General features: G+C 40.4%; 24 protein-coding genes. 4 read left to right on the forward strand and 20 right to left on the reverse strand.

Annotated elements, in window-relative coordinates; all coding sequences use genetic code 11:
- Positions 1 to 43: 43 nt before the first annotated feature.
- From OZX58_RS07210 to OZX58_RS07245, 8 genes are all read right to left on the reverse strand, one after another.
- The gene (locus tag OZX58_RS07210; protein WP_277140829.1) at positions 44 to 1,192 is read right to left on the reverse strand and encodes an ArgE/DapE family deacylase; all 1,149 of its coding nucleotides are present in this window, start codon (positions 1,190 to 1,192) and stop codon (positions 44 to 46) included.
- A 10-nt stretch (positions 1,193 to 1,202) separates the two neighbouring features.
- A complete protein-coding gene (locus OZX58_RS07215) occupies positions 1,203 to 1,952 on the reverse strand; it encodes an amino acid ABC transporter ATP-binding protein (RefSeq protein ID WP_277130393.1) in 750 nt (249 codons plus the stop codon).
- Positions 1,945 to 3,444, reverse strand: a complete 1,500-nt coding sequence (locus tag OZX58_RS07220; protein WP_277140830.1) for an ABC transporter substrate-binding protein/permease — start codon at positions 3,442 to 3,444, stop codon at positions 1,945 to 1,947. Before OZX58_RS07220 ends, OZX58_RS07215 begins: the two co-directional genes overlap by 8 nt.
- Before the next feature lie 471 nt (positions 3,445 to 3,915).
- A complete protein-coding gene (locus OZX58_RS07225; protein ID WP_277130389.1) occupies positions 3,916 to 5,145 on the reverse strand; it encodes a lactate oxidase in 1,230 nt (409 codons plus the stop codon).
- A gap of 169 nt (positions 5,146 to 5,314) precedes the next feature.
- The gene (locus OZX58_RS07230; RefSeq protein ID WP_277140831.1) at positions 5,315 to 6,112 is read right to left on the reverse strand and encodes a metal ABC transporter permease; all 798 of its coding nucleotides are present in this window, start codon (positions 6,110 to 6,112) and stop codon (positions 5,315 to 5,317) included.
- A complete protein-coding gene (locus tag OZX58_RS07235; protein ID WP_277141778.1) occupies positions 6,112 to 6,732 on the reverse strand; it encodes an ATP-binding cassette domain-containing protein in 621 nt (206 codons plus the stop codon). The genes OZX58_RS07230 and OZX58_RS07235 overlap by 1 nt, the downstream gene beginning before the upstream one ends.
- Before the next feature lie 57 nt (positions 6,733 to 6,789).
- Positions 6,790 to 7,911, reverse strand: a complete 1,122-nt coding sequence (locus OZX58_RS07240; protein WP_277140832.1) for an SLAP domain-containing protein — start codon at positions 7,909 to 7,911, stop codon at positions 6,790 to 6,792.
- A 19-nt stretch (positions 7,912 to 7,930) separates the two neighbouring features.
- Positions 7,931 to 8,812 carry a zinc ABC transporter substrate-binding protein gene (locus OZX58_RS07245; protein WP_277140833.1) on the reverse strand — a complete coding sequence of 294 codons (882 nt, stop codon included), beginning with the start codon at positions 8,810 to 8,812 and terminating at the stop codon, positions 7,931 to 7,933.
- Positions 8,813 to 9,198: 386 nt separating this feature from the next.
- Between OZX58_RS07245 and OZX58_RS07250 the strand changes: the two genes are divergently transcribed.
- Positions 9,199 to 9,630 carry a Fur family transcriptional regulator gene (locus tag OZX58_RS07250; protein WP_277140834.1) on the forward strand — a complete coding sequence of 144 codons (432 nt, stop codon included), beginning with the start codon at positions 9,199 to 9,201 and terminating at the stop codon, positions 9,628 to 9,630.
- A gap of 42 nt (positions 9,631 to 9,672) precedes the next feature.
- On the opposite strand, the gene OZX58_RS07255 is transcribed toward OZX58_RS07250, so the two are convergent.
- From OZX58_RS07255 to OZX58_RS07270, 4 genes are all read right to left on the reverse strand, one after another.
- Complete coding sequence (locus OZX58_RS07255; protein ID WP_277140835.1) at positions 9,673 to 11,610, reverse strand: fructose-specific PTS transporter subunit EIIC; 1,938 nt, start codon at positions 11,608 to 11,610, stop codon at positions 9,673 to 9,675.
- A 15-nt stretch (positions 11,611 to 11,625) separates the two neighbouring features.
- Complete coding sequence (gene pfkB, locus OZX58_RS07260; RefSeq protein ID WP_277140836.1) at positions 11,626 to 12,540, reverse strand: 1-phosphofructokinase; 915 nt, start codon at positions 12,538 to 12,540, stop codon at positions 11,626 to 11,628.
- Positions 12,540 to 13,295, reverse strand: coding sequence for a DeoR/GlpR family DNA-binding transcription regulator (locus OZX58_RS07265; protein ID WP_277140837.1), 756 nt, complete (start codon positions 13,293 to 13,295; stop codon positions 12,540 to 12,542). The genes pfkB and OZX58_RS07265 overlap by 1 nt, the downstream gene beginning before the upstream one ends.
- Positions 13,296 to 13,436: 141 nt before the next feature.
- Positions 13,437 to 14,627 (reverse strand): amidohydrolase, encoded by a 1,191-nt coding sequence (locus OZX58_RS07270; RefSeq protein WP_277140838.1) that lies wholly within the window; start codon positions 14,625 to 14,627, stop codon positions 13,437 to 13,439.
- A gap of 137 nt (positions 14,628 to 14,764) precedes the next feature.
- Here OZX58_RS07270 and OZX58_RS07275 point away from each other — a divergent pair, with 137 nt between their 5' ends.
- Positions 14,765 to 16,120 (forward strand): threonine/serine exporter family protein, encoded by a 1,356-nt coding sequence (locus OZX58_RS07275; protein WP_277130372.1) that lies wholly within the window; start codon positions 14,765 to 14,767, stop codon positions 16,118 to 16,120.
- Positions 16,121 to 16,284: 164 nt separating this feature from the next.
- Here OZX58_RS07275 and OZX58_RS07280 read toward each other — a convergent pair whose 3' ends face one another.
- The 7 genes from OZX58_RS07280 to OZX58_RS07310 form a co-directional block, all read right to left on the reverse strand.
- The gene (locus OZX58_RS07280; protein ID WP_277130370.1) at positions 16,285 to 17,010 is read right to left on the reverse strand and encodes an LrgB family protein; all 726 of its coding nucleotides are present in this window, start codon (positions 17,008 to 17,010) and stop codon (positions 16,285 to 16,287) included.
- Positions 17,010 to 17,453: a CidA/LrgA family protein gene (locus tag OZX58_RS07285; protein WP_277130368.1), complete on the reverse strand. Its 444-nt coding sequence runs from the start codon at positions 17,451 to 17,453 to the stop codon at positions 17,010 to 17,012. The genes OZX58_RS07280 and OZX58_RS07285 overlap by 1 nt, the downstream gene beginning before the upstream one ends.
- Positions 17,454 to 17,599: 146 nt before the next feature.
- Positions 17,600 to 18,343, reverse strand: a complete 744-nt coding sequence (locus tag OZX58_RS07290; protein ID WP_277140839.1) for a LytTR family transcriptional regulator DNA-binding domain-containing protein — start codon at positions 18,341 to 18,343, stop codon at positions 17,600 to 17,602.
- Positions 18,344 to 18,359: 16 nt separating this feature from the next.
- A complete protein-coding gene (locus tag OZX58_RS07295) occupies positions 18,360 to 20,123 on the reverse strand; it encodes a sensor histidine kinase (protein WP_277140840.1) in 1,764 nt (587 codons plus the stop codon).
- A 164-nt stretch (positions 20,124 to 20,287) separates the two neighbouring features.
- Positions 20,288 to 21,037 carry a DUF4097 family beta strand repeat-containing protein gene (locus tag OZX58_RS07300; RefSeq protein WP_277140841.1) on the reverse strand — a complete coding sequence of 250 codons (750 nt, stop codon included), beginning with the start codon at positions 21,035 to 21,037 and terminating at the stop codon, positions 20,288 to 20,290.
- Positions 21,038 to 21,193: 156 nt separating this feature from the next.
- Positions 21,194 to 22,597: an MDR family MFS transporter gene (locus tag OZX58_RS07305; RefSeq protein ID WP_277140842.1), complete on the reverse strand. Its 1,404-nt coding sequence runs from the start codon at positions 22,595 to 22,597 to the stop codon at positions 21,194 to 21,196.
- A 51-nt stretch (positions 22,598 to 22,648) separates the two neighbouring features.
- A complete protein-coding gene (locus tag OZX58_RS07310; protein WP_277130358.1) occupies positions 22,649 to 23,101 on the reverse strand; it encodes a MarR family transcriptional regulator in 453 nt (150 codons plus the stop codon).
- Between the two features lie 167 nt (positions 23,102 to 23,268).
- Between OZX58_RS07310 and mmuM the strand changes: the two genes are divergently transcribed.
- Both mmuM and OZX58_RS07320 read left to right on the forward strand, forming a co-directional pair.
- On the forward strand, positions 23,269 to 24,189 hold the full coding sequence (gene mmuM / locus OZX58_RS07315; protein ID WP_277140843.1) for a homocysteine S-methyltransferase: 921 nt from the start codon (positions 23,269 to 23,271) through the stop codon (positions 24,187 to 24,189).
- Positions 24,190 to 24,268: 79 nt separating this feature from the next.
- Positions 24,269 to 24,481, forward strand: coding sequence for a hypothetical protein (locus OZX58_RS07320; protein ID WP_277140844.1), 213 nt, complete (start codon positions 24,269 to 24,271; stop codon positions 24,479 to 24,481).
- Between the two features lie 53 nt (positions 24,482 to 24,534).
- Here the strand turns inward: OZX58_RS07320 and OZX58_RS07325 are convergent, their stop codons facing one another.
- Positions 24,535 to 25,980 (reverse strand): FAD-dependent oxidoreductase, encoded by a 1,446-nt coding sequence (locus OZX58_RS07325; RefSeq protein ID WP_277140845.1) that lies wholly within the window; start codon positions 25,978 to 25,980, stop codon positions 24,535 to 24,537.
- Between the last annotated feature and the right edge of the window lie 48 nt (positions 25,981 to 26,028).

Consider the following 26,028-nt stretch of genomic DNA (forward strand, 5'->3'; position numbering starts at 1 on the left):
TAATAAAAGGACCAAAATCAATCATGACCTTGGTCCTTTATTGTTATTTTGCATATTCCTGCCAGAACTTCCAAGCCAAATCTTGGTAAAGCTTGCAGCCAGCTAAATAATTACTTACTGGTGTGTATTCATTAGGTTCGTGGGCAACATCCCCCGGTGCCGGTCCCATAATTACAATTGGGAAGTCGCCAGCAGCCCGGATATATTCCGAAGCATCGGTCGCACCTGTATCGGCGACAAAATCACCACCATAATTCATCGTTTCCTTAATGACAGCTTGCGTTAACTTGGCAAGCTTGGTGTGCTTCTGGTTAGGCAGCGGTACTTCTGGAAAACTATAACGAATTGTCAGCTCTGCTCCCTGCTGGTTCAACTCAGCCACAATTTCTTCAAGTTCCTTGTAAATTTGGTCATTCGGATAAAGCGGCGTTGTTCTAATATTACCTGAAAGCCAAGCACTATCTGGAACCGAATTAATTTGACTGCCGCCCTGAATTTGACTAATCACATGAGTCAATGGTCCTAAGACTGGGTCTACTTGGTCGTGACTATCCATCTTAGCTTGTGCCTTTTGAGCAAAAGCAACCAGCGGCATAATGGCATTTTTACCCTTTTCCGGTGTTGACGAATGGACTGTTACACCTTTGGAAGTCACATAATAATCAATAACACCCTTGTGCGTCACTACAATGTCACAGTTAGATGCTTCGCCGATAATTAACCCATCGAGATCGTCGGCGTAACCTTCTTTAGTTAGTTGGGCTGCACCATATTCGCCTGTTTCCTCACCAACTGAGGCTAATAAGCGAATGCGTCCCGGCAACTCTTGACCGCTTTCTAATAAATCAAGCATCGCGACGACCATTGCGGCTAATCCTGACTTCATGTCACTAGCACCGCGGCCATACAAGTTGCCGTCTTTAATAGTTGCGGTAAATGGTGGCGTTTGCCAATTATCTAAACTACCTGCAGAAACCACATCTTCATGTCCAGAAAAGCCTAATAACGGTCCCTGCATCCCCATATCAATGACCAAATTATCACGATCTTCGGCATAAGTAACCCACGTGATCTTTACTGGATAATCTTTGAACAAATTAGCCAGGTAATCAGCCACTTCCGTTTCGTGATCGTTAGCCGATTCAATACTGATTAAGTCAGATAATATCTTAAGTGCTTTTTTGTCTTCCATTATATAGCCTCTATGCTTCCAACACTTTAGCCAAAAAGTCCTGTGCCCGTTCGGTCTTTGGGTGAGCAAAGAACTCACTTGGTGTTGCCTTCTCCTGAATATAACCATCCGCCATAAACCAAACCTGGTTGGCGACATTCTTGGCAAAGCCCATTTCGTGGGTAACAACAACCATCGTCATCCCTTTTTGAGCCAAATCCTGCATAACCTTCAGTACTTCGCCAACCATTTCTGGATCAAGTGCCGAGGTTGGCTCATCAAACAGCATCATTTCTGGATCCATTGCCAGTGCCCGCGCAATCGCGACCCGTTGCTGCTGACCTCCCGATAGGCTACTAGGAAACGCATCAGCCTTATCAGCCAGTCCAACTTGTGCAAGTAATTCCTTTGCCTTAGTAGTTGCCGCTTCATCAGTCACATGCTTGACCTTCATCGGTGCCAATTTTAAATTTTCCAAAACACTCATATGCGGGAAGAGGTTAAATTGCTGGAACACCATGCCCATCTTTTCCCGCAAAGTATTCAGTTCATCTTCACTTAAGGCAGTTAATTCCTTATCTTCAAAAATTACCTTCCCAGAAGTTGGTTGGTCCAGTAAATTCAAACACCGCAAGAAGGTACTTTTACCAGCACCTGATGGTCCAATCAAACAGATAACCTGACCATCTTTAACTTCAGCGTTAATATCTTTTAAAACTTCGTTATTGCCAAAAGTCTTTTTTAAATGCTCAACTTTAATCAGTGGTTGTTCGTTACTCATGTTTCATCTTCCCTTCAAATACTTTCATCAGACTAGACAAGCTAAACGTAATGATAAAGTATAGAATCATCGTAATTACTAATGGCATTACGCCCCGGTAAGTATCGGCCTGCACAATTCTTGATTGGTAAATCAAATCTTTAACCCCGATAACCGATACGATTGAACTTTCCTTAATTAAGGAAACAAATTCATTCCCCAGAGCTGGCCAAATATTTTTCATTGCCTGCGGCATAATGACGTAACGCATTGTTTCTGTTCTTGACATTCCCAAGGACCGTGAAGCTTCGGTTTGTCCGGGAGCAATTGAGTTAATCCCTGAACGAATAACCTCCGCAACATACGATGCCGAATTAAGTGAAACTGCAATAATCCCAGATAACAGTGCCGGAATATTAACCACCAGTCCCAAGCCAAAGTAAATAAAGAGCAATTGCACCATCAGTGGTGTACCACGAACAAATTCAATATAAGCCGTGGCAATTGAATGGGCAACTTTATTACGGCTCAGACGCATTAAGGCAAGAATTGCACCTAGCAAGAAGCCAAAGAAGACAGAAATTACAGAAATAAACAAGGTGTAGCCCACGCCAGCGACAAAGAAGTCTTTGTATGCCCACATGGAATTATCAATTTTAGCCGATTTTTTGGACTTACCATTTGATGCCAAGTATTTACCTGCCATTGGCAAGTAGTCTTTTTTAATTAAGTCTTTTGCTTTAATTTCATCAATTGACTTATTAGCCGCATTGACTAAACTTTGAGCACCCTTATGAAAGGCAACGGATGAGCCAACTGACTTATCCTTGAAGCCCGAACGAATATTGATAATCCCCGTTGTGTTTTTAACATAAGCATCGGCTGAAGCTGAATCAACTGCAACCGCATCAAACTTATGTGTCTGTAATGCCAAAATCAGGTCGCTATCTTTATCCATTGTTTTCAGCGTGACCTTGGGTGCTTGCTTCTTAATTAAATCACTTTGCAAACTGCCCGTTTGGGCGGCAATTGCTTTGCCATCAAAGGAATGAAAATCGTGGTATTTGTCTGCATCAGCTTTTCTGATAATCAAATCTTGACCACTGGCATAATAGACCTGACTAAAGGCAACGCTCTTTGCCCGTTTAGGTGAAGCCGACATCCCAGAAATAACCATGTCAACTTTGCCAGTTTCTAGAGCTACCAGCAGCGAATCAAAGTCCATGGTCTTAACAACGAGCTTAACACCCATGTCATGGGCAATCTTTTTACCGACCTCAATGTCCATGCCATATACTTTTGACTTACCATTAACATTCTTTACAAATTCATAAGGCGGAAAGTCGGGACTAGTCCCCATAATCAACTCACCCTTTTGTTTGACCTTTTGTAAATAATTATCTGTTGCTTTTGGTGCTTGAGCCGCCTGCACACCACTAACACAATTGACTAACATTGTCAGTGTTACCAGCATTACTAAGGCAGCCTTGAGCCATTTAATTGCCTTTTTCATTGCTTATTCCTCACTTCTTGCTCTTATATCTGATTAAAAATGAACTCTCTTGGTTATATCGTCGTTTATTTTCTAAATTCATTTTTAACCTCCTAGATATAAAAAACTCGTCCCTTCTTACATTCCTGTAAGAAGAGACGAGTTTTTACCCGCGGTACCACTCTTATTGATACAAAGTATCCGCTTATTAATTGACTGCATTATTGCCTAAGCACGCCTTCATCCATCTTCTAATTTGCCTTCCACTCTACGCAAATTCGCTTAATAGAAAAATGAATTACTACTCCTAAGCTATTTAACTAGCAATTATAACAGAAAAATCTGGATTGTCCATTATTTTTTGCCCTAATGTTAAAAAATAATGATTAATAAGTGAGATTAGTAATTATTTAGTAAAGCTAAATCCAGCCAACCTTTGCAAATAAAAACTGATGAAGAATTTTCCTCATCAGTTTTTATTTTTTAAATTAATTAAGCTTGTGAAGCACCAGAAACAGCGTCTGATTCGTCTTCCTTCATTTGGTTATCCTTAGTTACAGGGTAAGGCTTAATTCTTGAAGGATCTGTGTTTGACTTCAAATCATCAGTGGTGTAATTGAAATGTGTCAAACGTGCTTTCTTAACATCTTCAATTGTCTTGCAGCCAGTTAATTGCATATCAATTACTAATTCATCGTTCAATTGTTTAATAACTGATTCAACACCCTTAGCACCACCAAGAGCTAATGCATAAAGGTAAGGACGGCCGATACCAACAAGGTCAGCACCTAAAGCTAAAGCCTTGAAGACATGTGAACCACGACGAACACCAGAATCAAAGATAATTGGCACACGGTGATTTACTGCCTTGGCGATTTCTGGCAACATATCAATTGTTGCAGGACCACTATCAACTTCACGGCCACCATGGTTAGTAACGTAAATACCGTCAGCACCAGCACCCATTGCTAAGTATGCATCTTCAGCACAAACTACACCCTTAACGAAGACTGGAAGACCTGACATTTCCTTAATCCGTTTAACATCATCTGGACCAATCTTTTGTGCAGATGAAGCGTACATTTGCGCAACGGTTTGACCTTCACCCTTACCGCCTTGGTAACGAGTAAAGAAGTCTAGTGGTACTGGATAAGCAAATTGAGTTCTCAAGTTAGCTTCACGATAGCCTGATACCAAAGCATCAACAGTTAAGAAGATACCATTGTAACCAGCCTTCTTAATTGCATCAAAGACCATCTTGTTAAATTCCCAATCTTTACTTAAGTAAAGTTGGAAGAAACGTGGTGCGCCTGGAGCTGCTGCTGCAATTTCTTCAACACTCTTATTGCCATAAGTACTTGATGAGAATAATGCTCCAGCTGCTGCTGCACCCTTTTGAGTAGCAACTTCGGCATCCTTATGAGCAATTCCATGACAAGCAATAGGTGAAATCATAATTGGGGTCTTCAAATTCATCCCCATAAATTCAGTATCAGTTTGCGGATTATCCATATTAGTTAAAGCCCGCGGTACAATTTGAAAATGATTAAAAGCAGAGGTATTGTTCCGCCATGTCCACTCATTTTCTGAACCTGAGGCAATATAATAATATGCGCCTTCTGGCATGACTTCTTTTGCACGTTCCTCAAGCTCATCAACGTTAATCATATTAATAGCTTCGTCACGATCACTTTGGGGAAATCCATTATAATATGCTGTCATTTTAAAAACTCCTTTATGTAAAACTTTTACATCTCTATTATACATGCAAATGCTTACAGTAGTTAGTGAAATTTCTCAAGAATGTTAAAATAACGCCAATAAGACTGCTTGTTTTTTCACAAGCAAAAAGAAAGCGACTTGTAAATCACTTTCTAATTTTGATCTTTCCTTATAAATTATGCCTAATTAAATGAGTGAAATAAGTAACAAGATAAATAAAAACTTCAATGACGGCAATAAAAAAAGTTACCGGCAGATTAGTTACAAAACCTAAATACAATCCTAGCCAGACACCAACTAAGGCAAAGAAGACTGACCAGGCAATCATTGAACCAACCGTCTTGCCAAGATAGTTAGCAGTTGCCGGCGGCAATGTCAGTAATATAAACACTAACAGTGAACCCACAATTTGGGCACCAACCGAAACCGACATCGCTAATGCAATCAGAAAAATCAGGCTAACCATACCCGTCTTTACCCCATGAGCTAATGCACCAATATGGTCAAACGAATCAAAGTTTAATTGCCGTTGAATTGCAAAGATTAACAGCAAAACAATTACTGACAAACCAACTAATTGAATCACGCCTTGACGGTCAACACCAATAATACTGCCGAATAAAATATTCGTCGCATAATTACTATTAGCACCAGAAATAGCCAAGAATAAAACACCAAGTCCAATAAACAAGGCAGAAATCGCACTAATTGACGATTCCTTTTGCTCACTATGCAGCGATAGTTCGCCAACACTGATTGATCCCATTAAGGTAAACAAAAGCATCCCCCACAACGGATCTATCCCTAGCCATACAGCAAAAGCCGCGCCAGCAAAGCCAATTTCTGACAAAGTATGCGCCAAAAAGCTAAAGTTACGAGCCACGACATAGACGCCAACAGTCCCACAAGTGATAGCGATAAACGTGCTGGCCAAAAAGGCGTTGCGCATAAATGGTAATGCAAACATTATTCGTACGCCTCCTCAAACTGAGCCATCTTGCCCTGCTCAATCGTACCAGCATTTAAATACAGATAATCCTTCATATATTTACGTGCCAGCGGCACATCATGGGTCACAAATAAAACGGTAATTTGATGTTTTTCATTTAAATGCTGAATTAGACCCATCAATTCATCTTTAGCTACTGGGTCAAGACTGGCAGTTGCTTCATCCAAAATAATCACGTTGGGATTATCAAGCAGAGCCTGCGCCAAGTATGCGCGCTGCTTTTGCCCACCAGAAGCTTCGCCCATTCGAGTATTTCTAATAGGATATAAATTAGTTTCTTCAAGTTGGGTTTTAATCGCCTGCTTAATTTTACCGGTTTTAATCACCGGCGTGTTTAACGCGATAAAGGCCTCAATTGACAATGGGTATTCCGCATCGATATTGCGAAATTGTGGTACATAACCTAACCGAACCCCCTGGGAGAACTTAAACGATCCACTTGTCGGAGCCAACATCTTCATCAAAATATTAATCAGCGTCGTCTTACCAGCACCATTAGGGCCTAAAAGTGCCGTCATCGAGCCCGCTTTTAATTTGAAACTTAGATCAGTAAAAACTTCCTGCTTATCAAATCTCATCCCGAGATTATTTACTTCTAAAATATCGGCCACGCTTGCACTTCTTCCTGTCTTACCCTAAAAATTACCAACTTTAACAAATTCATTAACATCAATCTGGTAGTACTTGTGACCCGCAATCTTCACTCTACCGCCGTAAGTTCTTACATAGTTACGCCGATATAGTTTATTGCTGCCAATGCGATAACCATTAGCATTGTATAGATAAGCATTATGTCTAATTTGACGCAACTTGCCCTCAACGTTGCTGGCAACAACAAATTGATTTGAACCAATTTGCAGATATTTTCTGCCGTCAATTGTCTGGTCGCCATACAAAGTTAACTTAGTACCGGCCTTTTTCATTGCAGCATCGGTAACGTTGCCCTTTTCATCATAGACTAAGGCATCGTGCATCAAAATTTTAGTTCCAGTTGGCTTAGGTAAAGTTGCAGCTGGTTTATTAGCTTCCGGCTTGTTGGCTGGCTTATCAGTAGTTGCACTAGTAGTACCAGTTGGTCCCTGTTGGTCGTAATAATACTTCACAAGGTTATAGAAGTCATCCATCGAATAACCCCATTTGGCAAAGTAACCGTCAGGATCCGTGTGGTCAGTGCCGCCCAAAAATTGACTAACAGCGTGGTGTGACCAGATTGTGCCTTGGCCATCATGAACGGCATTATCTGGCTGCAAACCATAATGGTGCAGCAGATTTGCCGCATAAATGGCATCATTATTAACGCCCTTAGCAAAGTCAGCAGCGTTATTTTCCTCACATAATTCTACTTGGATAAAACGATCATTGGCCTGCGGTCCCGCACCCCAAGTACCATTGTCAGGCGACATCATTTGGATAACGCCCGTGCGGTCAACAAAGGCATGTACGTACGAATAGATATTCATCCATTCACGATTAAAGTAAACAGCTTCATCATGAGCTGTTGCGTTTGGCGTTGCCGTCTCGTGAATTACAATCCCCTCTGGCTTACCATTGCGATAAGGAACTTCACTTCCAGCAAAAGAATTATACTTAATGCCCTCTTGTGCCAGCATCTTATCCGCATAAGTCACACCACCATAACTGTCTTGCTTAGCCAAATCATTGGTCGAACTAGCTTGAACTTGAACTGCCAGTGGAGCAGCTTGAGATGCTGTGGTAACTGTCGCTGCTAATGCCAAAGCCGTAATTAATTTTTTCATTTTGAATGTTCTCCTTTAATTATTTGCGTGCCACTTGGGCTAACTTTTGATAATTTGCTGTCATCCAATTCAGATACGTCATGTTATCAGGTAATGTTTCCCGCACTTTTAAAATTGGAATTTGTTGTTCTTGAGCCAGTTTAACAAAATTATTCACCGTTGAACTTGAAGTTTGTTCATTATCAACAAAGAAAGCGATCTTCCGTTCTTTAATTGCAGTCGTCATTTTTTGAATTGTCTCTGGACTAGGATCAGTATTATTTTGGATTGCCTGCTCAAACTCGCGGTCGCCTACTTTTAGATGAGCCGCAGCCAATGCGTAGTCAAAAACGGGTTCACTTACATAAACTGGCTTACTGCTTTGGCCGTCAATCTTACTAGCAATCTTTTCAATCATGGCCACCTTAGCTAAATAATGCTGACCATGATTGCGGTAATATGCCGCATGCTTAGGATCCTTCTTGCTTAACTTCGCTACTAAATAATTAACATATTTTGTTGGCATGTCTAAGTTGTACCAAATATGCGGATTATCACCTTTTTTCAGGCCCATTAAGTCTTCGCCAACCCAAACCGGCTTCTTTTCAACCGCGGAAGATAGCTTATCCATCCAGCTATCATAACCTAAGCCGTTCGCCACAACAATATCTGCCGTTGATAATTCCTTAGCATCGTTAGTTGTCGGTTCAAAATCGTGCGGATCCATTGCCGCCTTTTTGATAATAGCATCAGCCTTACCATATTTACCCACAACATTTTGAGCAATATCTGCATAAATATTAGTCGTCGTGACGATTGAGATTTTGGCACTCTTTTTTGGCTGCTGCACGCACCCACTGAGTGTCAATATCAGGACAGCAAACAGACTTACCACAGCAAACCATTTTTGTGATTTCTTCATATCCATCTCTTTTCTCGCTGTTAATTTTCTTCGCTAAATTCTATTTCAATCTATATAAGTATTAATCATAATTAAAAACCATTATACACTAAAATCTGTGCTGCTATTGTGGTTGCCAGTTAGGTAAAACGGATTTTAACAGATAGCTGCATCCTTAATCGTAATTAATACTATTTAAGTTAAACGCTATCTGTATTTTTTGTCAACAGCCACTATGTCAGCTTAAATTTCAGCTGCCGCTAACCCCAGCTAGATTAAATCGTAACTAAGTCTATTTGGTAAAAATACCTACCATCAATCTTGAGCCTGATTAGTTTTTTATGAATAAAGATGTTAAACTAGTAATGCTAAATTTTGCACATCACACGAGCACGGGAGCATGATTAATGGATAAATTGACAATCGCGTTAAATATTTTAAAAACTAATCATTATAAATTAACCAAGCAACGCCAAGAGCTGCTTACTTATCTCTATCAGTACTCGGATTACTACCTATCCTTAACCCAGCTCGATAAACATTTACGCCAGCATTTTTCTAAGATGAGTCACGATACAATTTACCGCAATGTTAAGGAAATGCAGGAAATTGGCATTGTGGAAACCAAAATGTTTCCCAATGGTCTCCGTGTCAAATTCCAATGCGACTTTATCGCTTCTAACCACAGCCATTTTATTTGTCAAGAATGTGGGCGTACGATTGAGTTACCATTGCCCAACTTTAACAGTGTGAACGTGCAGCTGGTCGGATTTCAAATTGATGATTACCAAGTAGAAATTCACGGTTTATGCGATCAATGTCAACTTAAAAGCCAATAAAAATAGAGCAGCAAGTCAGCTGCTCTATTTTTATTTTCAATTTTACTTATCCACCGGTTTTTTCCACAAGCCTAAGATTACTCCAGCAACAAGTGAACCAATAATTGTTGCCACAAAGTATAAAACAATGTGGTTAGCCAGTGGCGATACCCACAAGCCGCCGTGAGGTGCAGGCACACCAATCCGCCAAAGACCAACTAAGGCACCACCAACAGCTGAACCAATGATACACGATGGAATAACGTGACCAGCATCGGCTGCCGCAAACGGAATTGCCCCCTCAGTAATAAAGGAAAAGCCTAAGATCCAGTTAGTAACACCGGCGTGGCGTTCATCTTCAGTGTACTTGTTCTTAAAGAACGTTGTCGCAATCGCAGTCGCAAACGGCGGTACCATCCCACCGACCATTACAGCAGCCATCATCACAGCGGCAACCGTTGAGTGCGGGTCATTAGCAAAGGCACCAGAAGCAAAGACATAAGCAGCCTTATTGAACGGGCCACCCATATCAATTGACATCATCGCTGCTAAGATCATGGTCAAGACAACCAAGTTGCCGGTTCCCATTTTATTTAAGAAGTTAGTAATCGCAAAGTTAATACTACTAAAAATCGGGTTAACAATGTAATACATAATTAAGGCGATTAATAACAAACTCAATATCGGGTATATCAGCATTGGCTTCATTCCCTCAAGCGACTTTGGTATCTTGGTACACAACTTTTTCAAGCCAACTACTAGGTATCCAGCAATAAATCCAGAAGCTAAACCACCCAGAAAACCAGCCGGTGATTTGGCATTAGTGATTACGTTGGCTACATAAGTGCCACCGTAAGAGCCACTATAAACAGTCGCCATAAACCCGCCGACAAAACCCGGCATCAATGCCGGCAAATCACCGATTGACTCAGCGATATAACCTGACAAAATCGGTACCATAAAGGCAAAGGCCATGTTTCCGGCATTATTAAGAAAGATGAAGGCTGGTGATTTTGGTCCACCGGCATAATTTTCCACAATAAAGGAAATCGCCATCAAAATCCCGCCGCCGATAACAAACGGCAACATGTGAGAAACACCATTCATCAAGTTTTGATAAATTGAACCCCAGACGCCCTTCTTTGAGCTGTCACTATCATCAGCCTTACTGTCTGAATGATAAACATTCGCCTTGCCTTCCAGAATGGTTTTAACCAACTCGTCGGGCTTATTAATCCCGTCAACTACCGGTCGACTAATCAATGGTTTGCCATCAAAACGTGGCATATCAACCTTTTTATCGGAAGCAATCACGACACCTTGTGCGCGACTGATTTCTTCAGGAGTCAGTTTATCCTTAACGCCTTCTGAACCATTGGTCTCAATTCTGACATCAGCGCCGAGCTTGTTGCCGGCTTTAATCAGCGCTTCTTGCGCCATATAAGTGTGGGCAATTCCGTTAATGCAGGCTGTTACCCCAACAATCAGTGGCTTATTGCTGGCGCTACTCTTTGCTTGACTTGCCGCTTGCTTTTCGGCATCACTCTTAGATTCAGCTTGTTCAAACAGGGCGATTACTTCCTTAGGTGTTTGTGCCAATTTCAGTGCACTAACCAAATCAGGATTAATTAGTAGTCCCGATAACTTAGCTAAGGCTTCAAGGTGCGTGTTATCAGCACCAGCTGGCGCGGTAATCATGAAAAACAGGTAAACTGGCTTGCCATCAAGTGAATTATAATCAATTCCCTGTTTACTTTTAGCAAACAACACCCGCGCCTTGTTAATTGACTTGTTGCGCGCATGCGGCATCGCAATACCATCGCCAATCCCAGTTGTCGACTCATCTTCGCGCTCCCAAATCGACTTAATGAACTCATCTTCATTATTGACAATTCCGGTCTGCACTTCGAGGTCGGCCATCTCCTTAATCGCATCTTCCTTATTCGTTGCCTTCAGCGACATAATCATAGATTCAGGAGCTAAAATATCTTTGATTTTCATAGCTAATTCTCCTTTTTATGAAATCTGCTCTACCTTAATTTGCGGCAAAACCGCATCAATCTGACTTTTAACCGCAATATCCTTAGTAAAGGCAGTCGCGGCACCACAGGCCATCCCAATACGAAAACTTTCTTTAGGATTACCACTCTTAACATAACTGCCAACAAAGCCAGCAATCATTGAGTCTCCAGCACCAACGGAGTTAACAGCTATACCAACAGCAGCCGGAGCATGATAAACATGTTCCTTGGTTATTAAATAGCCTCCCTGAGCAGCTAGCGACACCATGACATTTTGGGCTCCCTTGTCTAGCAGCTTTCGGGCACAAGTCAGCATCTCTTGGTCGCTGTTAAAAGTCGTATTAAACATATCCGCCAATTCATGATGATTGGGCTTAACTACCAGCGGCTCATAACTCAAAGTATCTAAGAGTGCTTGCCCAGTTGTATCAATCACAAATTCAGCACCAGCCTTTTTAATTAGCGGCAGCAACTTTTGATAAAAATCGACCGGCAAATTTGGCGCTAAAGACCCACTTAAAACAACAATATCGCCAGCTTGTAAGTCGCTAAAGCGGTCTTCAAAAGCCGCAACTTCTGCAGGTGCAATCGCGGGACCGGCGGCATTAATTTCCGTTTCCTGCTCGGCATGCACCTTAACGTTCACCCGCGTCAAATCTTTGATGGTCACAAAGTCGTTGACAATTCGGTGCTGATTCAATTGGCGCACTAATTCCTTACCAGTAAAGCCGCCGACAAATCCCCAAGCCGTGTTTTCAATTCCTAGCTGATTAAGAATTTGTGACACATTAATGCCCTTGCCGCCAGCCAAAAAGGTCGCATCTTGTGTACGGTTCACTGCACCAGGAATAACTTTTTGCGGCTGCATGACATAATCCAAAGCTGGATTAACAGTAACTGTATAAATCATTATTTTGCCTCCTTTAAATCAATTTCGTGAGGTAGTATCTGCCTTTGCTCATTCGTTAGGTCAGTCGTAATTACACTGACATCTTGACTATTAGCAAAAATCGCGAAGTTGCGTTCACCAATTTTAGAAGCATCAGTCAAAACATAAGTGTGTCGCGCCTGAAGAATTTCCATTTTTTTCATCGCTGCTTCTTCTGGATCAGGTGTGGTCAAGTTGCCTTCCTGATCTAACCCGTTAGTCCCAACAAAGCTAGCGGCAAACTTCATCCCCTCTAGCTGCCTAATCGCTGATTGACCAACAACCGCGTGAGTATCATCTTTGACACGTCCGCCTAATAGGATCGTGTCAAGTTCATGATTTAATGCCCCTAATGCTGTCTCCAGACCATTAGTCACAATCGTAACGTGAGGAATATCCGCCAAAAATGGCACCATTTCATAAGCCGTCGTCCCCGCATCAATAAAGATATAATCATTTTCATGAACAAAATGTTCCACTGCATAACGGGCAATTTTTATTTTCGCTTCATGGTTCATACTAAAACGAATATGCTGGGACACATCATGCGCGAAATTTTTCACAGATTGTGCACCGCCATGGATTCTTTTAAGTAGTCCCTGTTGCTCTAACTGAATCAAATCACGGCGAATTGTCGATTCTGATGTGTTGGTAATCGTCGATAAATCCTTGACCTGACACATTTCGTGTTGATTCACATAATTCTCAATAATTTTTTGCCTTTCTTGCGTTAACATTCTATCCACCTCTTGCACATATTGTATTCGGTTCCATCACCAAAATCAATCATTTTAGTGCAAAATCATTCATTTTTATTCAAAGATGCGCATAAATAGCTATAAAAAGAGCACTAACCCGAAAAGATTAGCGCTTTTTAATTAAGCTAATAAATAATCAACGGTTGCCATGCCGGCTGCTTTTACCGCAATCAACATACAACGTTCATCCAACATAAAGTTAGGACTATGGTGCGGATGAGTCTGACCATCAGCAACATCACACCCAACATATAAAAAAGTACACGGCTTTTGCAAAGCATAATAAGAAAAATCTTCGGAAGGATCTTGGGCGCCAAAATCTCTGACTTCTTTAATTTCCGGAATATTCGGTAGTTCCTTTTGTAAGTTGGCAACAACCTGCTTAGTAAAATCGGGATCATTATATAGCACTGGTACATCCTTGATAATTTCATATTCAGCTTTAACGCCAAACATTGCCTCTGTTCCCGTAATTAACTTCTTGAGCTGCTCATGAATAAGTGTCCGCGTCTTTTCCTTCATGATTCGAATATCACCCTTTAGTGTGACCGTCTCTTTAATGGCATTACTAGTGCCAACGCCATCAAATGAACCGACCGTAATACTAGCGTGATCGGCTGGCTCAACTCGCCGAGAAACGATTGTTTGTAAGGCAGTCACAAAATAAGATCCAGCAACAATGGCATCATTTGACAATTGCGGCATTGAGCCATGACCACCTTTACCGATAAATTTAACCGTAAAGTTCGAGCGACCAGTTTGACTTTCACCTAAATGATAAGCAACCGAACCAACAGGCATTGTTGACATCACGTGAATCCCGATCACATTATCAACATTATCCAAAACGCTGCCGGCAATCATTGCTTGGGCACCACTTGGAGCCTTTTCTTCGGCAGGTTGATGAATAATCCTAATCGAACCCCGCAATTTATCCTTGAGCGCGATTAGATTTTTAGCTAAAACCATTAAATAAGCAGTATGGGCGTCATGGCCACAGGCATGCATTACGCCAGAATTTTGCGACTTAAACGGCAACCGACTGTCTTCCTGAACAGCCAAGCCATCAAAATCAGCCCGCAGCCCAAGTTTGCGTCCAGGTTTGCCACTGTCAATATCTACAGTAATACCAAACCCTGACCCGCAATCCTTAACCGTGCAGTCTAAGCCATCATAAAAATGCTTAATATAATCATGAGTTTCTTGCTCTTCATTTGATAATTCAGGGTGAGCATGTAAATGCCGACGAATTTCGATCATTTCGGCTTGGTCATGATCTAATCGCTCTAATAATTCTTCTTTAACAGTCATTTAATTCTCCTTATTAATCCTAAGACATCACAGTTAATTCAATTATACGTCACAATTTTGCTAGTACTAAAAATGGACTGGCTTCTTGTGCTAAAATTAAAAGGTTGTCTTTAATAAATAGTAAGGAAGTTTAATCAATGGAAGAAAACGAACCACAGATACGACGACACCACATTTCTGCCAGCCACCACATGAAAATTCAATGGAAAGAATTTTTCAAAAGTCCTGACGATACCCTAATTAAGGACACAACCTTAGTTGAAAAAGGGTCGCTGGTTGGTAGAATTGGCATTATGCTACTGGAATGCGGCACTGGTGCTTGGCGCGTGCGCGACTCAATGAACACCGTGGCGCGTGCACTTGACATTACTTGCTCAGTTGACATTGGGCTAATCTCAATCGAATATACCTGCTTCGACGTTAATAACAAGTCATATTCGCAGACCCTAACCTTGCCGACCACTGAAGTTAACATGAACAAGTTAAATAAAATGGAGCAATTTGTCCGCCAATTTGAAAATAATAATGACCATTTGTCAATTGGCGAAATTCATCACCGGTTAAATGAAATCGAACGCCACACAGCCAACTATCCTGTGATTATTGCAGCCTTAAGTGCCGGATTAGCCTGCGGGAGCTTTATTTTTCTCTTAGGCGGCGGTCTACCGGAAATGATCTGTACCTTCTTTGGTGCCTTAGTCGGCAACTACGTGCGCGGCGAAATGAGTAAACGCAAAATTACACTTGTTGCCAAAATCGCCGTTGGTGTTGCCATTTCTTGTGCTGTTTACTTTTTATGCTTTATGCTGGGACAAAAACTTTTAGGCTGGAATCACGATCATGCTTATGGCTATATCGGTGCGATGCTCTATGTTATCCCTGGTTTTCCTTTCATTACTTCTGGTCTCGACATGTCCAAACTCGATATGCGTTCAGGACTAGAGCGCTTGGCTTATGCCTGCTTAGTAATCATGACAGCAACAATGGTTGGGTGGGGCGTTGCAATTAGCCTGCACCTAACGCCTGGCGCGATGCCAAAGCTTAATTTAACGCCAACTGTTCTAACCTTTTGCCGGATTATTGCAAGCTTTTGCGGTGTCTTTGGCTTCTCCGTCATGTTCAACGCTAAACCCCAAATGGCACTTGTGGCTGCCATAATCGGTGCTATTGCTAACACCTTGCGCCTAAGTCTAGTTGACTATAACCATTTACCGGCAGCTCTTGCCGCCTTTATTGGTTCCCTACTTGCCGGGTTATTAGCCAGCTTTGTTCGCGAAAAGGTGGGCTTTCCTAGAATTGCAATTACTGTCCCCGCAATTGTCATCATGGTACCTGGGCTTTATATGTACCGTGCTGTTTTCAACTTTGGCATCACTAACATTAATGTTGGTGCTTATTGGATTATGAATGCATTAATGATTGTGGTCGCCCTGCCAATTGGCTTATTAACGGCCCGAATCTTAACTGATGCTAAGTGGCGCCACGCCGACTAAATATTTTTAGATAAAATAAACGCTCATTTGTAATGAGCGTTTTTAATTTATGATAGAAAAAAACGGACAAGACTTTCGTCTTGTCCATTTCTGTGTAAGTAAACATTAGCTACTAAATATTAATAAAACTAATAAATTTTTACAACCTATTTGCCTGTCCCAATCTATAAGCCCATCATATGAGCAAAAACCGGAACAAGCAAATTATCAACTAAGCCAGTAGCGACAACCGCAACTGCTGCCATGGCTCCTTGTACAGAGCCAAGTTCCAAACCGAAAGCTGAACCAATTGTGTGACCAGCAGCACCTAAGCCTAGGCCAGTTCCCATTGGGTCACTATCAAGTCTGAACCATCTAACCATTTGCTTACCTAAGGCATAGATGACAACCGCATTCAAGATGCAGGCCATTGCCGTAATTGAAGCATTACCACCAATTGCTGTCGTTAATGGCATAGCAATCGCTGTTGTAGCTGACTGACTAAGCATTGATCTGATACCTACTTTATCAAGTCCAACTGCCTTAGAAACTAAGGTAATCAGAACCAATGAAATAAAGGTACCAATAATCAAGCTCAATAAGATGATAACCCAATTCTTTTTAACAACGTCGTTACGTTTATATAGCGGCACTGCAAAAGCAATTGTGGCTGGGGTGATAAACCAAAAGATAATATCACCACCAGGCTTGTAAGCTTGGGTATAAACTTGAGCTGTTGAAACATTAAAGCACTTAGCTAATACCATCAAGATTACAATTCCCAAAACCATTGCAACAAACAATGGTTGGAAAATAAATAGACCATGAGATTTTTTAAACAACCACTTACCAATTAAAAAGACGAGCAGTGATAAAAAGACTCCGAACAAAGGATTACTGATATAAGCCATTATTTGCCATCTCCTGTCTTAACATCTTTAGAAACTGAACCTAATTTGGCTGAGGTCAACTTCTTTTTTACCCAAAGCAATGCTCTTGTTGTATATGCAGTTACAACTAACAAGATAACTGTTGCTAATAAAATAACTATAATTAGCTTAACTCCTTGGGCCTTCATAATGTCTAAATTACCCGCAATGGAAATCCCAGAGGGAACAAACATAAAGCTAATTAATGAAATGAGGGCACTACCAAATGAATCAACCCATTCAAGCTTAACAATATGAGTTGTTAATAGTACATATAATAGGACTAAACCGATAACTGGTGTTGGTACCGGGAAGCTCTTCGGCATTACTTCTGAAATTAATTGTGATGCAAACAAGATTGCTGCATAGACCAGCATTTGGAATAAAAGCGGCGCTGATTTATGTTCAGATTCTTTATTTTTCATCTTACTCATCCTTTCGCGTTTTCCTTATCTTCACGGATAAAGATACTAGAGAAAAGGCAGTTTGTGAGCAAAATTAGGCTGAACTGCAAAAATCAGACTGTGAACTGCAAATGAGCGAAAGTGAATGTTATTGCACTTAAATGCGCTTACATCCCTAACCTTTGACTTAAATCTTTTCTATATGAACGGCCAACCTGGACTTTTTCACCATTACTCATCACCAATAACAATGTATTATTGAACCACGGCTGAACCTCTTTGACTTCCTCAATATTAACAATTGAATTACGGTGAACCTGCATGAACTTAGCCTGATTGAGGCGCTCCTTTAACCAAGCCAAAGTTTCATGAGTTTCATAATTATTTTGAGCTGTTGAAATTGTCAAGACACCACTATTAATCGTCGCCACAATCAAGTCGTTCTTTTTAATTACAACATTACGATCATCGAGTTCAATGCTAAGCATTTCATTAACCACATGATGCTGCTCCTTACTAATTTGCGGTTGCTCACGCGAGCCCATTACGTTTCGCACCTTAGTTAAGGCCTGATCGATCCGTTCCTGCTCAAATGGTTTTAGGACATAGTCCAAAGCACCAACATCAAATGCCTTTACGGCATACTCATCATACGCGGTTGAAAAAATAATAATCGGTGAATAATCCGCGGGCTTCAATTCATTAGCTAACTCAAAGCCGTTTTCTTCATTAAGTGAAATATCCAAAAACATTAAGTCAATTTTGTTTTTAAGCAGCTCCATCTGTGCCTGCTTAATGTCTTCTGCCTGATAAATAGATAGTTCTATCCCACTAACGCTTGGGCTTTTGGTAATTAAATACTCTAACTCAGTTCTTGCCAGCGGCTCGTCATCAACCAATAAAATTTTCATAATTCACACCTCTTTATTAATTATTATCAACCAGACTAGCTGGTGATTTACTCTTTAATGGAATAACCGTTTTAAAAATCGTACCACTGTCACTAGTTTCAATTTGCAATTTACTGCTGGTACCATACAATCCTTTAAGTCGCATATTCAAATTATATAGTGCTGTGCCCGTTCCACTGCCCTTTTTTGATTCGCTGACTGGCTTTTTGCCTAAATATTTCAGAACATCCGGATCAACACCGTTACCGTTGTCAATTGCCGCTATTTCCATATGTTTATTATCTAATTTCTTAAGCTGGATAATAATTCGGTTGCCCTGCTTTCGACCCTTAAAAGCATGACGCACCGCATTTTCGACAAAGATCTGCAAACAAAACGACGGCAAAAGTGTATCGTCAGGGACACCAATTTGGTAATCAATTGTAAATTTATTAGGAAAGCGTAGCTTTTCAATGCTCATATAGGAATCAACGTGCCGGCGTTCCTGATTCAGTGTTACTTCCTTTTCTTGACCATTGCGCAAACTTGACCTGAAAAAGACACTTAGCTGCATTAATGCCTGATGTGCTTTTTCAACGTTTACTCTCATTAATGCTCCAATCGTGTTAATCGCATTGAAGAAAAAGTGTGGGTTAATCTGAACTTGCAAGGCCTTAATCTCTGCTTCATTGAGTAAGCTGGTCTGTTGTTCGGCAATCCCAATTGCCAATTGTCCTGAAAAAATCATGGCTAACCCACGCACCAAGTTTTCTTCAACGACCGTCATCTTACTGCCCTCGCAAAAGTACAGCTTAAGAGCACCAATTGTCTGATTATTAACACGCAAAGGAAATACAATTGCCGAGGTTAATGGGCAAGATGGTTCTGGACAGCCGATCTCTTTTTTCGAATAGGCCAACTTTTCCTTTCCTGTTAAGATAGCAGTCTTGGATAAGTCAGTTATTACGGGTTCACCCGCGATATGGTGATCTTCACCAGCACCAACGTGAGCAAGAACATTAACTCGGTCGGTTAACCCCACCGCGTCAAAGTTAGTGTATTGCTTAATAATTTGACAAACGTGCTTGGCCGAATCAAAGTCAAGCCCCTTGCGAAAATAAGGCAGCGTTTTGTTAGTTAATTCCAAAACATCTTTAGTTTGAACCGCCCTCAACTGGCGCTCATTTGACAGGTAAGTCTTCAAAATCTCAATAAATAAACTTGCACCAATGGTATTTAACAGAACCATCGGGACAAAAATCAAGTTTACTAGGCCTATACCATGGAAAGTAAAGATGAAGGCCATCTGAATTAATTCCGCAAAAAAAGCTAAGACAGCTACCCATGGCGTTGATGGATAAAGATTATCGCCTTTAACGCGATCACCGCATATTCCAACAAGATAACCAATAAGAACCGAACTAAAAATATAAAAATAATCAGAAAAGCCGCCAAAGACAACCCGGTGCAGACCACCTATTAGACCAACCATCATCCCAACATACGGTCCACCAGTTAGGCTAGCTGCTGTAATCACTAGAATACGCGTATTGGCGATCGAATCCGATTGCGGCAAACCCGTTATAATCAACGGCGTAACTACTTCCTTGGAACTAGTAATCTCAACCCCCGTCAAATTCGCCATCACAACAAAAATTGCAAAAATAATCGTCAGCCAAATTTGCGATTTTAACGTTCTTTTTTCAATTAAGTTCCTAAAAAAGCGCATGTTAACAAGCAAAAATGCCAGCAGCATAATAATGCCCAGCCGTTCCATCAGCAAAATAAATAAGTTAAACATTGTCAATTACTCCCGTTGTGTCTTATTACATTTATTATTGCACAAATCAAAGTATTTTCTTTAAGCAACTTTTTATTGCACTGTCTTAAGTAAATAAAAAGTATTCTAAACTATACAATTTAGAATACTTTAACCTACTAGGTATTATATTTACAAATATAAAACTATGAAATTTCGACATCGCCCTCTTTGGTAGTTATCTTTACTAAAGGCTGACCGGAAACCGTCTTTGAAAAATGTTTACCCTTGTTAGAACCATGATATTTAATATCACCTTCAGGGGTTGATGCTGTGTAGCTGACACTTGGTGCATGCTTAATATCAACATCACCTTCCTTAAGTGTTAGCGTACTATTGCCAGTGAATTTTGTGCCGGAAAATTCAGCATCACCTTCAGTTAATTGGGCAATCAGCTTTAATGCCCCCTTGGACACATCGAGGTCGCCCTCTTTTAAAGCGATTTTTGCACTTGAAGCTGAGACATTCTTAAATTCAACGTCGCCGCCAGTATTTTTAATATACAAACTGCTTAACTTCAGATTTTTCAACTCAATATCGCCATCTGAACTAGTACTTGAAATTTTCGTCAATTTGCTCTTAGGAACAGTAATGCTAATATCGGCATCGTCATCATCGCCGCCTTTTTGAGAAACATTTAATTGACCCTTAGTGACAGATGCATGCAGAGCGTGGTCGTCATCATCAAACTTGACTTGATACTTACTACCGGCATGAATCGAAACATCTGCCTCTTTCAAGTTAAGTTTGATTTTACTAAATGATCCAACTTCAACAGTCCGCCAATCATCAGAATCTGCTGCTACCTGTGTACTAGTTTTTGAATTAAACAGTTGACCAGTTGCAATTGCACCAATTGCCATAATCATAGTTATAACTTTTGTACTCTTTTTCATTTTATCTCTTCCTAACAAACACAATTTATTATAACGTAGAAGATTTTAATATAAACTTTTTAAAAATTCAAACGTCTAACCAAGTTTTGTCTTTTATGAGCATGTTGTTAAAGTAGTTCAGCTATATTTAATTAGATAACTATATATTATATAAGGTTATTTATTCTCTTCTTTAGCTGTTGGCAAACCAAATGAACCAATTAAGCCAATTACTGCAAAGATGAGCATTAAGATGAAGCCCCAATGGTAACCTGTTGCCAAAGCAGAAGCTTTATTCACTCCTGCATTAGCAGAACCAATAGTCACAACCAGCATTGCCAAGGCTGTTCCTAGTGACCCACCAATCTGGCGAATTGTTGACGATCCAGCATTGGCGTGAGCCGTCATGCTTGACTGTACCTGGTTAATTCCCGCGGTAAAGGTTGTCATCATCGTAAAGGAAATCCCGACCATCCGCAAAGCGTAACATATACCAATCATCACTAAGCTAGTTTGCGCGCTGAAAGTCAGCATTGGTACCGTACCAAGAACTAGCATTGCAAAACCAAATAGTGATAACTTTTTAATTCCTAACTTGTCATACAAAGTCCCCGAAATCGGGTTGCAGATAATCATCAACAATGCTCCAGGCATCATTACAAGACCAGAAGTCAAGGCTGTTTCGCCGCGTGTCGTCTGCAAATATAGCGGCAAGACCAGTTCAATTCCGACCATGGCCAAGTTACTGATTGTACTTAATAGCGTACAGAGGTTAAACTGCCAATTTTTAAAAACGCGAATATCAAGTAGTGGTTCTTCTAAATGTAATTGTCTCCGGCAGAAAAGATAAATGACTACCAAACCAATAATAAAAATGAGAGCTAAGGTAAACGTGATTTTGCCAGTGTTACCAATTTCTGACAAAGCATACAAAATTAGCCCGAAGCCAAAAATTGATTCTAAGAATGAAATCACATCTGTTGTACTCATGTGCGGCGTTGTAATATTTTGCACCGTAAAGATTGCCAAGAGAGCTACCAGACCACTGGTAACACTCAAAATGATAAAGAGCATCTGCCAGCCAGAATATTTTAAAATCAAGCCAGAAATTGTCGGGCCTACTGCTGGACCAAAGCCAATGACCAATCCCGTAATTCCCATTGCCATACCGCGCTTTTCAGGTGGAAACATCATCAAAATCACGTTCTGAATAAATGGCATCAGGCCACCAGCCGCAATTGCCTCAATAATCCGTCCTGTTAACAAAACATAAAAATTAGGTGCGAAAACACAAATTAGCGAACCAATAAAGAAAATTCCCATCATGGTTAAATAATTTTGCTTCATGCTAAATGATTCAAAAATCCAGGCGGACATTGGAATCATTAGACCAACCACCAATAAATATGCAGTTGTCAGCCATTGGGCCGTGGACTGGCTGACGCCAAACGCAGCCATAATTGTTGGCAATGCATTATTTAGGAAGGTTTCTGCTAATAGCGCCACAAAGGCACCAAACAGCAGCACCGCCATCATTAAGTTTCGCTTTTTTCCAGAAATTTGTTTTATTTCTTGTGTCATCTTTTCTCCTTTTATGTAGTAAGCTACACTTTTACAAATAAAAATGAGATATTAAAAATTAGAGATAATTCGATTTAACAATCTACTTAGTTGCTCAACATCTTGCTGATTCATCCCCTGAATTATTTGCTGATTGGTTTCAGCCATAATCTGGTGAATAGTAGCAATATTATCATCAATCAATTTAAACCCTTTAGCAGATAAAGTTAATACAATCTGACGTTGATCGCTCTTAAGATGGGCTGTTTCAATAAGCTGATTACTTTCTAGTCGTCTAACAATTCCCCGAATTGTTGGGTGACTTAAAACAAAGGTATCAGCAATTTCTTTTTGCGTAATGGTTCTGCCCTTAGAATCATACAGATAAACCATTAGTGAAATCTGCGCTCCAGTTAATGAATATTCACTAAATATACTAGCAAAGCGATTATTTAAGGCTTTCTCAATTAGAGTATTAGCAATTTTAAATTTTGGTCCTAATTGATTTAAGAATATTTCTGACATTTTAACCTCTCTTGTTTTAAGTAGTATACTACAGTTCTTGCAAAATGACTAATTTAAATTTTCTTAGTAATAATTAAAAAAGCCTCTTTGTTCGGCAACATAATTAGATTATAATTAAAATAAGATTTGTTTATTATTAAATATGTTGCTTAATTTGAGGTACGCAAATGGATTTATTAACAACTATCCACAATAAGGGATTAATTTTAGATGGGGCAATGTCTGATGAACTAGAAAAGCAAGGAGTAATAACAAATAATAAATTATGGACAGCGATTGCTCTAACAAACAACCTTCCGGCCGTTTACCAAGCCCACTGGAACTATCTTCAAGCAGGTGCCCAATTAATTATTACTGACACTTATCAAGCTAACGTGCCAGCTTTCGTTGAAGCTGGTTACACTGAGCAGGAAGCCATAGACCTTATTGCAAATGCCGTTAAAATTGCCAAAAAAGCCCGTGACGATTATGAATTAAAGACTGGCAAGCACAATTTTGTCGCTGGTTCCATCGGTTCTTATGGTGCCTATCTAGCAGACGGCAGTGAATACCGTGGGGATTACAACCTTACAACTAACGAATATCTTGACTTTCATTTACCCAGTTTAAACACAGTCATTGCGCAGCGTCCAGATTGTCTGGCAATTGAAACGCAACCTAAATTAACGGAAGTTATCGCACTTTTAACTTGGCTTACCAATAATGCTCCACAAATACCTGTTTACGTCAGTTTTACACTGCACGATACAACCAGAATCAGTGATGGTACCAGCTTAAAGAAAGTTATCCCCGCAATTAACGAGTTCCAGCAAGTTTTTGCAGTTGGCATTAACTGTGTCAAGCCTATCCTCGTTACAACAACCATCAAGACGATTCACCAATTAACTGATAAAGAAATTGTCGTCTATCCCAATCAGGGCTATTCTTATGATTCATTTTCCAAGACTTGGTTAAAAATTCCATACACTACCGATTTTTATCAAAGTACCAAAAAATGGTACAAGGTAGGGGCACATTTAATCGGCGGGTGCTGCACCACAGGACCAGAACAAACACGTGAAATTGCCCGCGCTTTTCAAGAAATTTAAGTTAGCTTAATTATTTCAGAAAGTCTGATAATGTTTTATAATTAAACTAACAATATATAAATGTATAAGGAGGCTTATAATGGGCTTTATTCTCATGGTTAGCAGCTTAATTATTGGTGGTGGTCTAATCGCTATTGCAATCTTAGCTGCTACCAACCAAACTTTAAAATATTTAACTTTGTCAATTGGCAGTTTAGCTTTATTAGGTGGCTTAGTTCTATTATTGGCACCAACATTTTCTCATCAAGTTTATGATTGGCTATATACATTAATTATTAACCATCAATTTTAATTATAAAAATAGAGTAGCAGTTAGCTACTCTATTTTGTTCCCAAATATTTTATTTAATTCTTATCAGCAATTGCCTGAATTGCATTTCTTCCTGAGAAAATGCAGTAGCCGGCATGAGTACCCGGAACATTAACACCATAGGTATCACCGTATAAAACTGCTGACCCATCACTACCAATTGCATAAAGTCCTGGGATCGGTCTGCCCTTGGTATCTAAAACTTCATTATTAATGTTCACACGTAACCCATCACCAGTGGTGTAGGCACCAACCCCTAATTCAATTGCGTAAAATGGTCCGTCACCAGCAATTGGCAGCATATACTTAGCAGGCTTATGGAAGTCAACATCTTCACCCTTTGCGGCCATTTCATTGTAGTGCTTAACGTAAGCTGGCAAGTTTGGTGTGTCAATTTCTTCAGCTAAGTCTTCAATCGTAGCTGCCTTATGCAAGAATTTGCGACCATCCTTTTCAGCCTTTTCAATATCATCGCGCAAAGTTGGGTATCTATCTTCTGGAACCATTGGCTTCATTGAACGTGGGTAGGCCTTGTCAGTAAAGTCATCTAAAATTGATTGACTAAAGATACAGAAGACGCGGTCTTGGCGGTTCATTGCATTGCCTTCATTTGCCCAGTTAACAACACAGGCCGCCTCATTAACAAAGCGTTCGCCTAGTTCATTAACCCACATTTGTGGTTGGTCGCAGACTGAGCTCCACATTGCCGTTCCCCATAACTTAAAGGCAGGAACAGTTTTATCCTTTAATTGGCCGCCAAACATCATTGACATTCCAGTAAAGTACTTCTTAGCTCCCAATTTCCATGCTAAGCGCAGTCCATCCCCAGTACTCTTACCTGAATTAACTGGAATTACATTATCTGGATTTTGGTGTGGTGTCTTGCCAAATAATTCTGAATCGTTCAAGTAACCACCTGATGCCAAAACCACGTTTTTAGCATTAATCACTTCAGTAGTGCCATCTTCCACCATTGTTAAGGTCACATCATAACTCTGGTCATCTTGAGGTGTCAAATCAGTTACCTTAGTTAGGGTCTTAATAATTAGTCCCTTCTTAGTAGCATACGGTTCTAATCCCTTATGAATCGCATCATGACCCTTGCCTTCAAACAAATGCCACGTTCTAACGCTGGTTCCCATATTGACAACCATCCAGAACTTAACGCCGCGGTCTTGCAGCCAAGAAACATTCTTACCAGCATTATCAATGTAGCGTTGCCACATTCTGCCGTCACCCTTGTAGTGAGAATAGTTCAATTCTTCTTCAAGCAGTTCCTTCTTGTCAATGACGGCATTGTCCTTCTTCTGCAGTTCGGAATCGGCAGCAAATACACCTTCAACATAGTTACCAGTACCACCAGTAGTCTTGCCTTTTTCAACTAATAAGGTCTTCAAGTTGTTATCAACGGCTTCTGCAGCTGCAGCAAAGCCAGCAAGACCGGCACCAACAATGACAACATCATATTTTTCTTCTGTCATGATTTTCCCTCTCTAGTAAAAAACACGTATAAATCAAAATTTCTTCAA

The sequence above is a fragment of the Lactobacillus sp. ESL0680 genome (assembly GCF_029392855.1).
Classification (GTDB): Bacteria; Bacillota; Bacilli; order Lactobacillales; family Lactobacillaceae; genus Lactobacillus.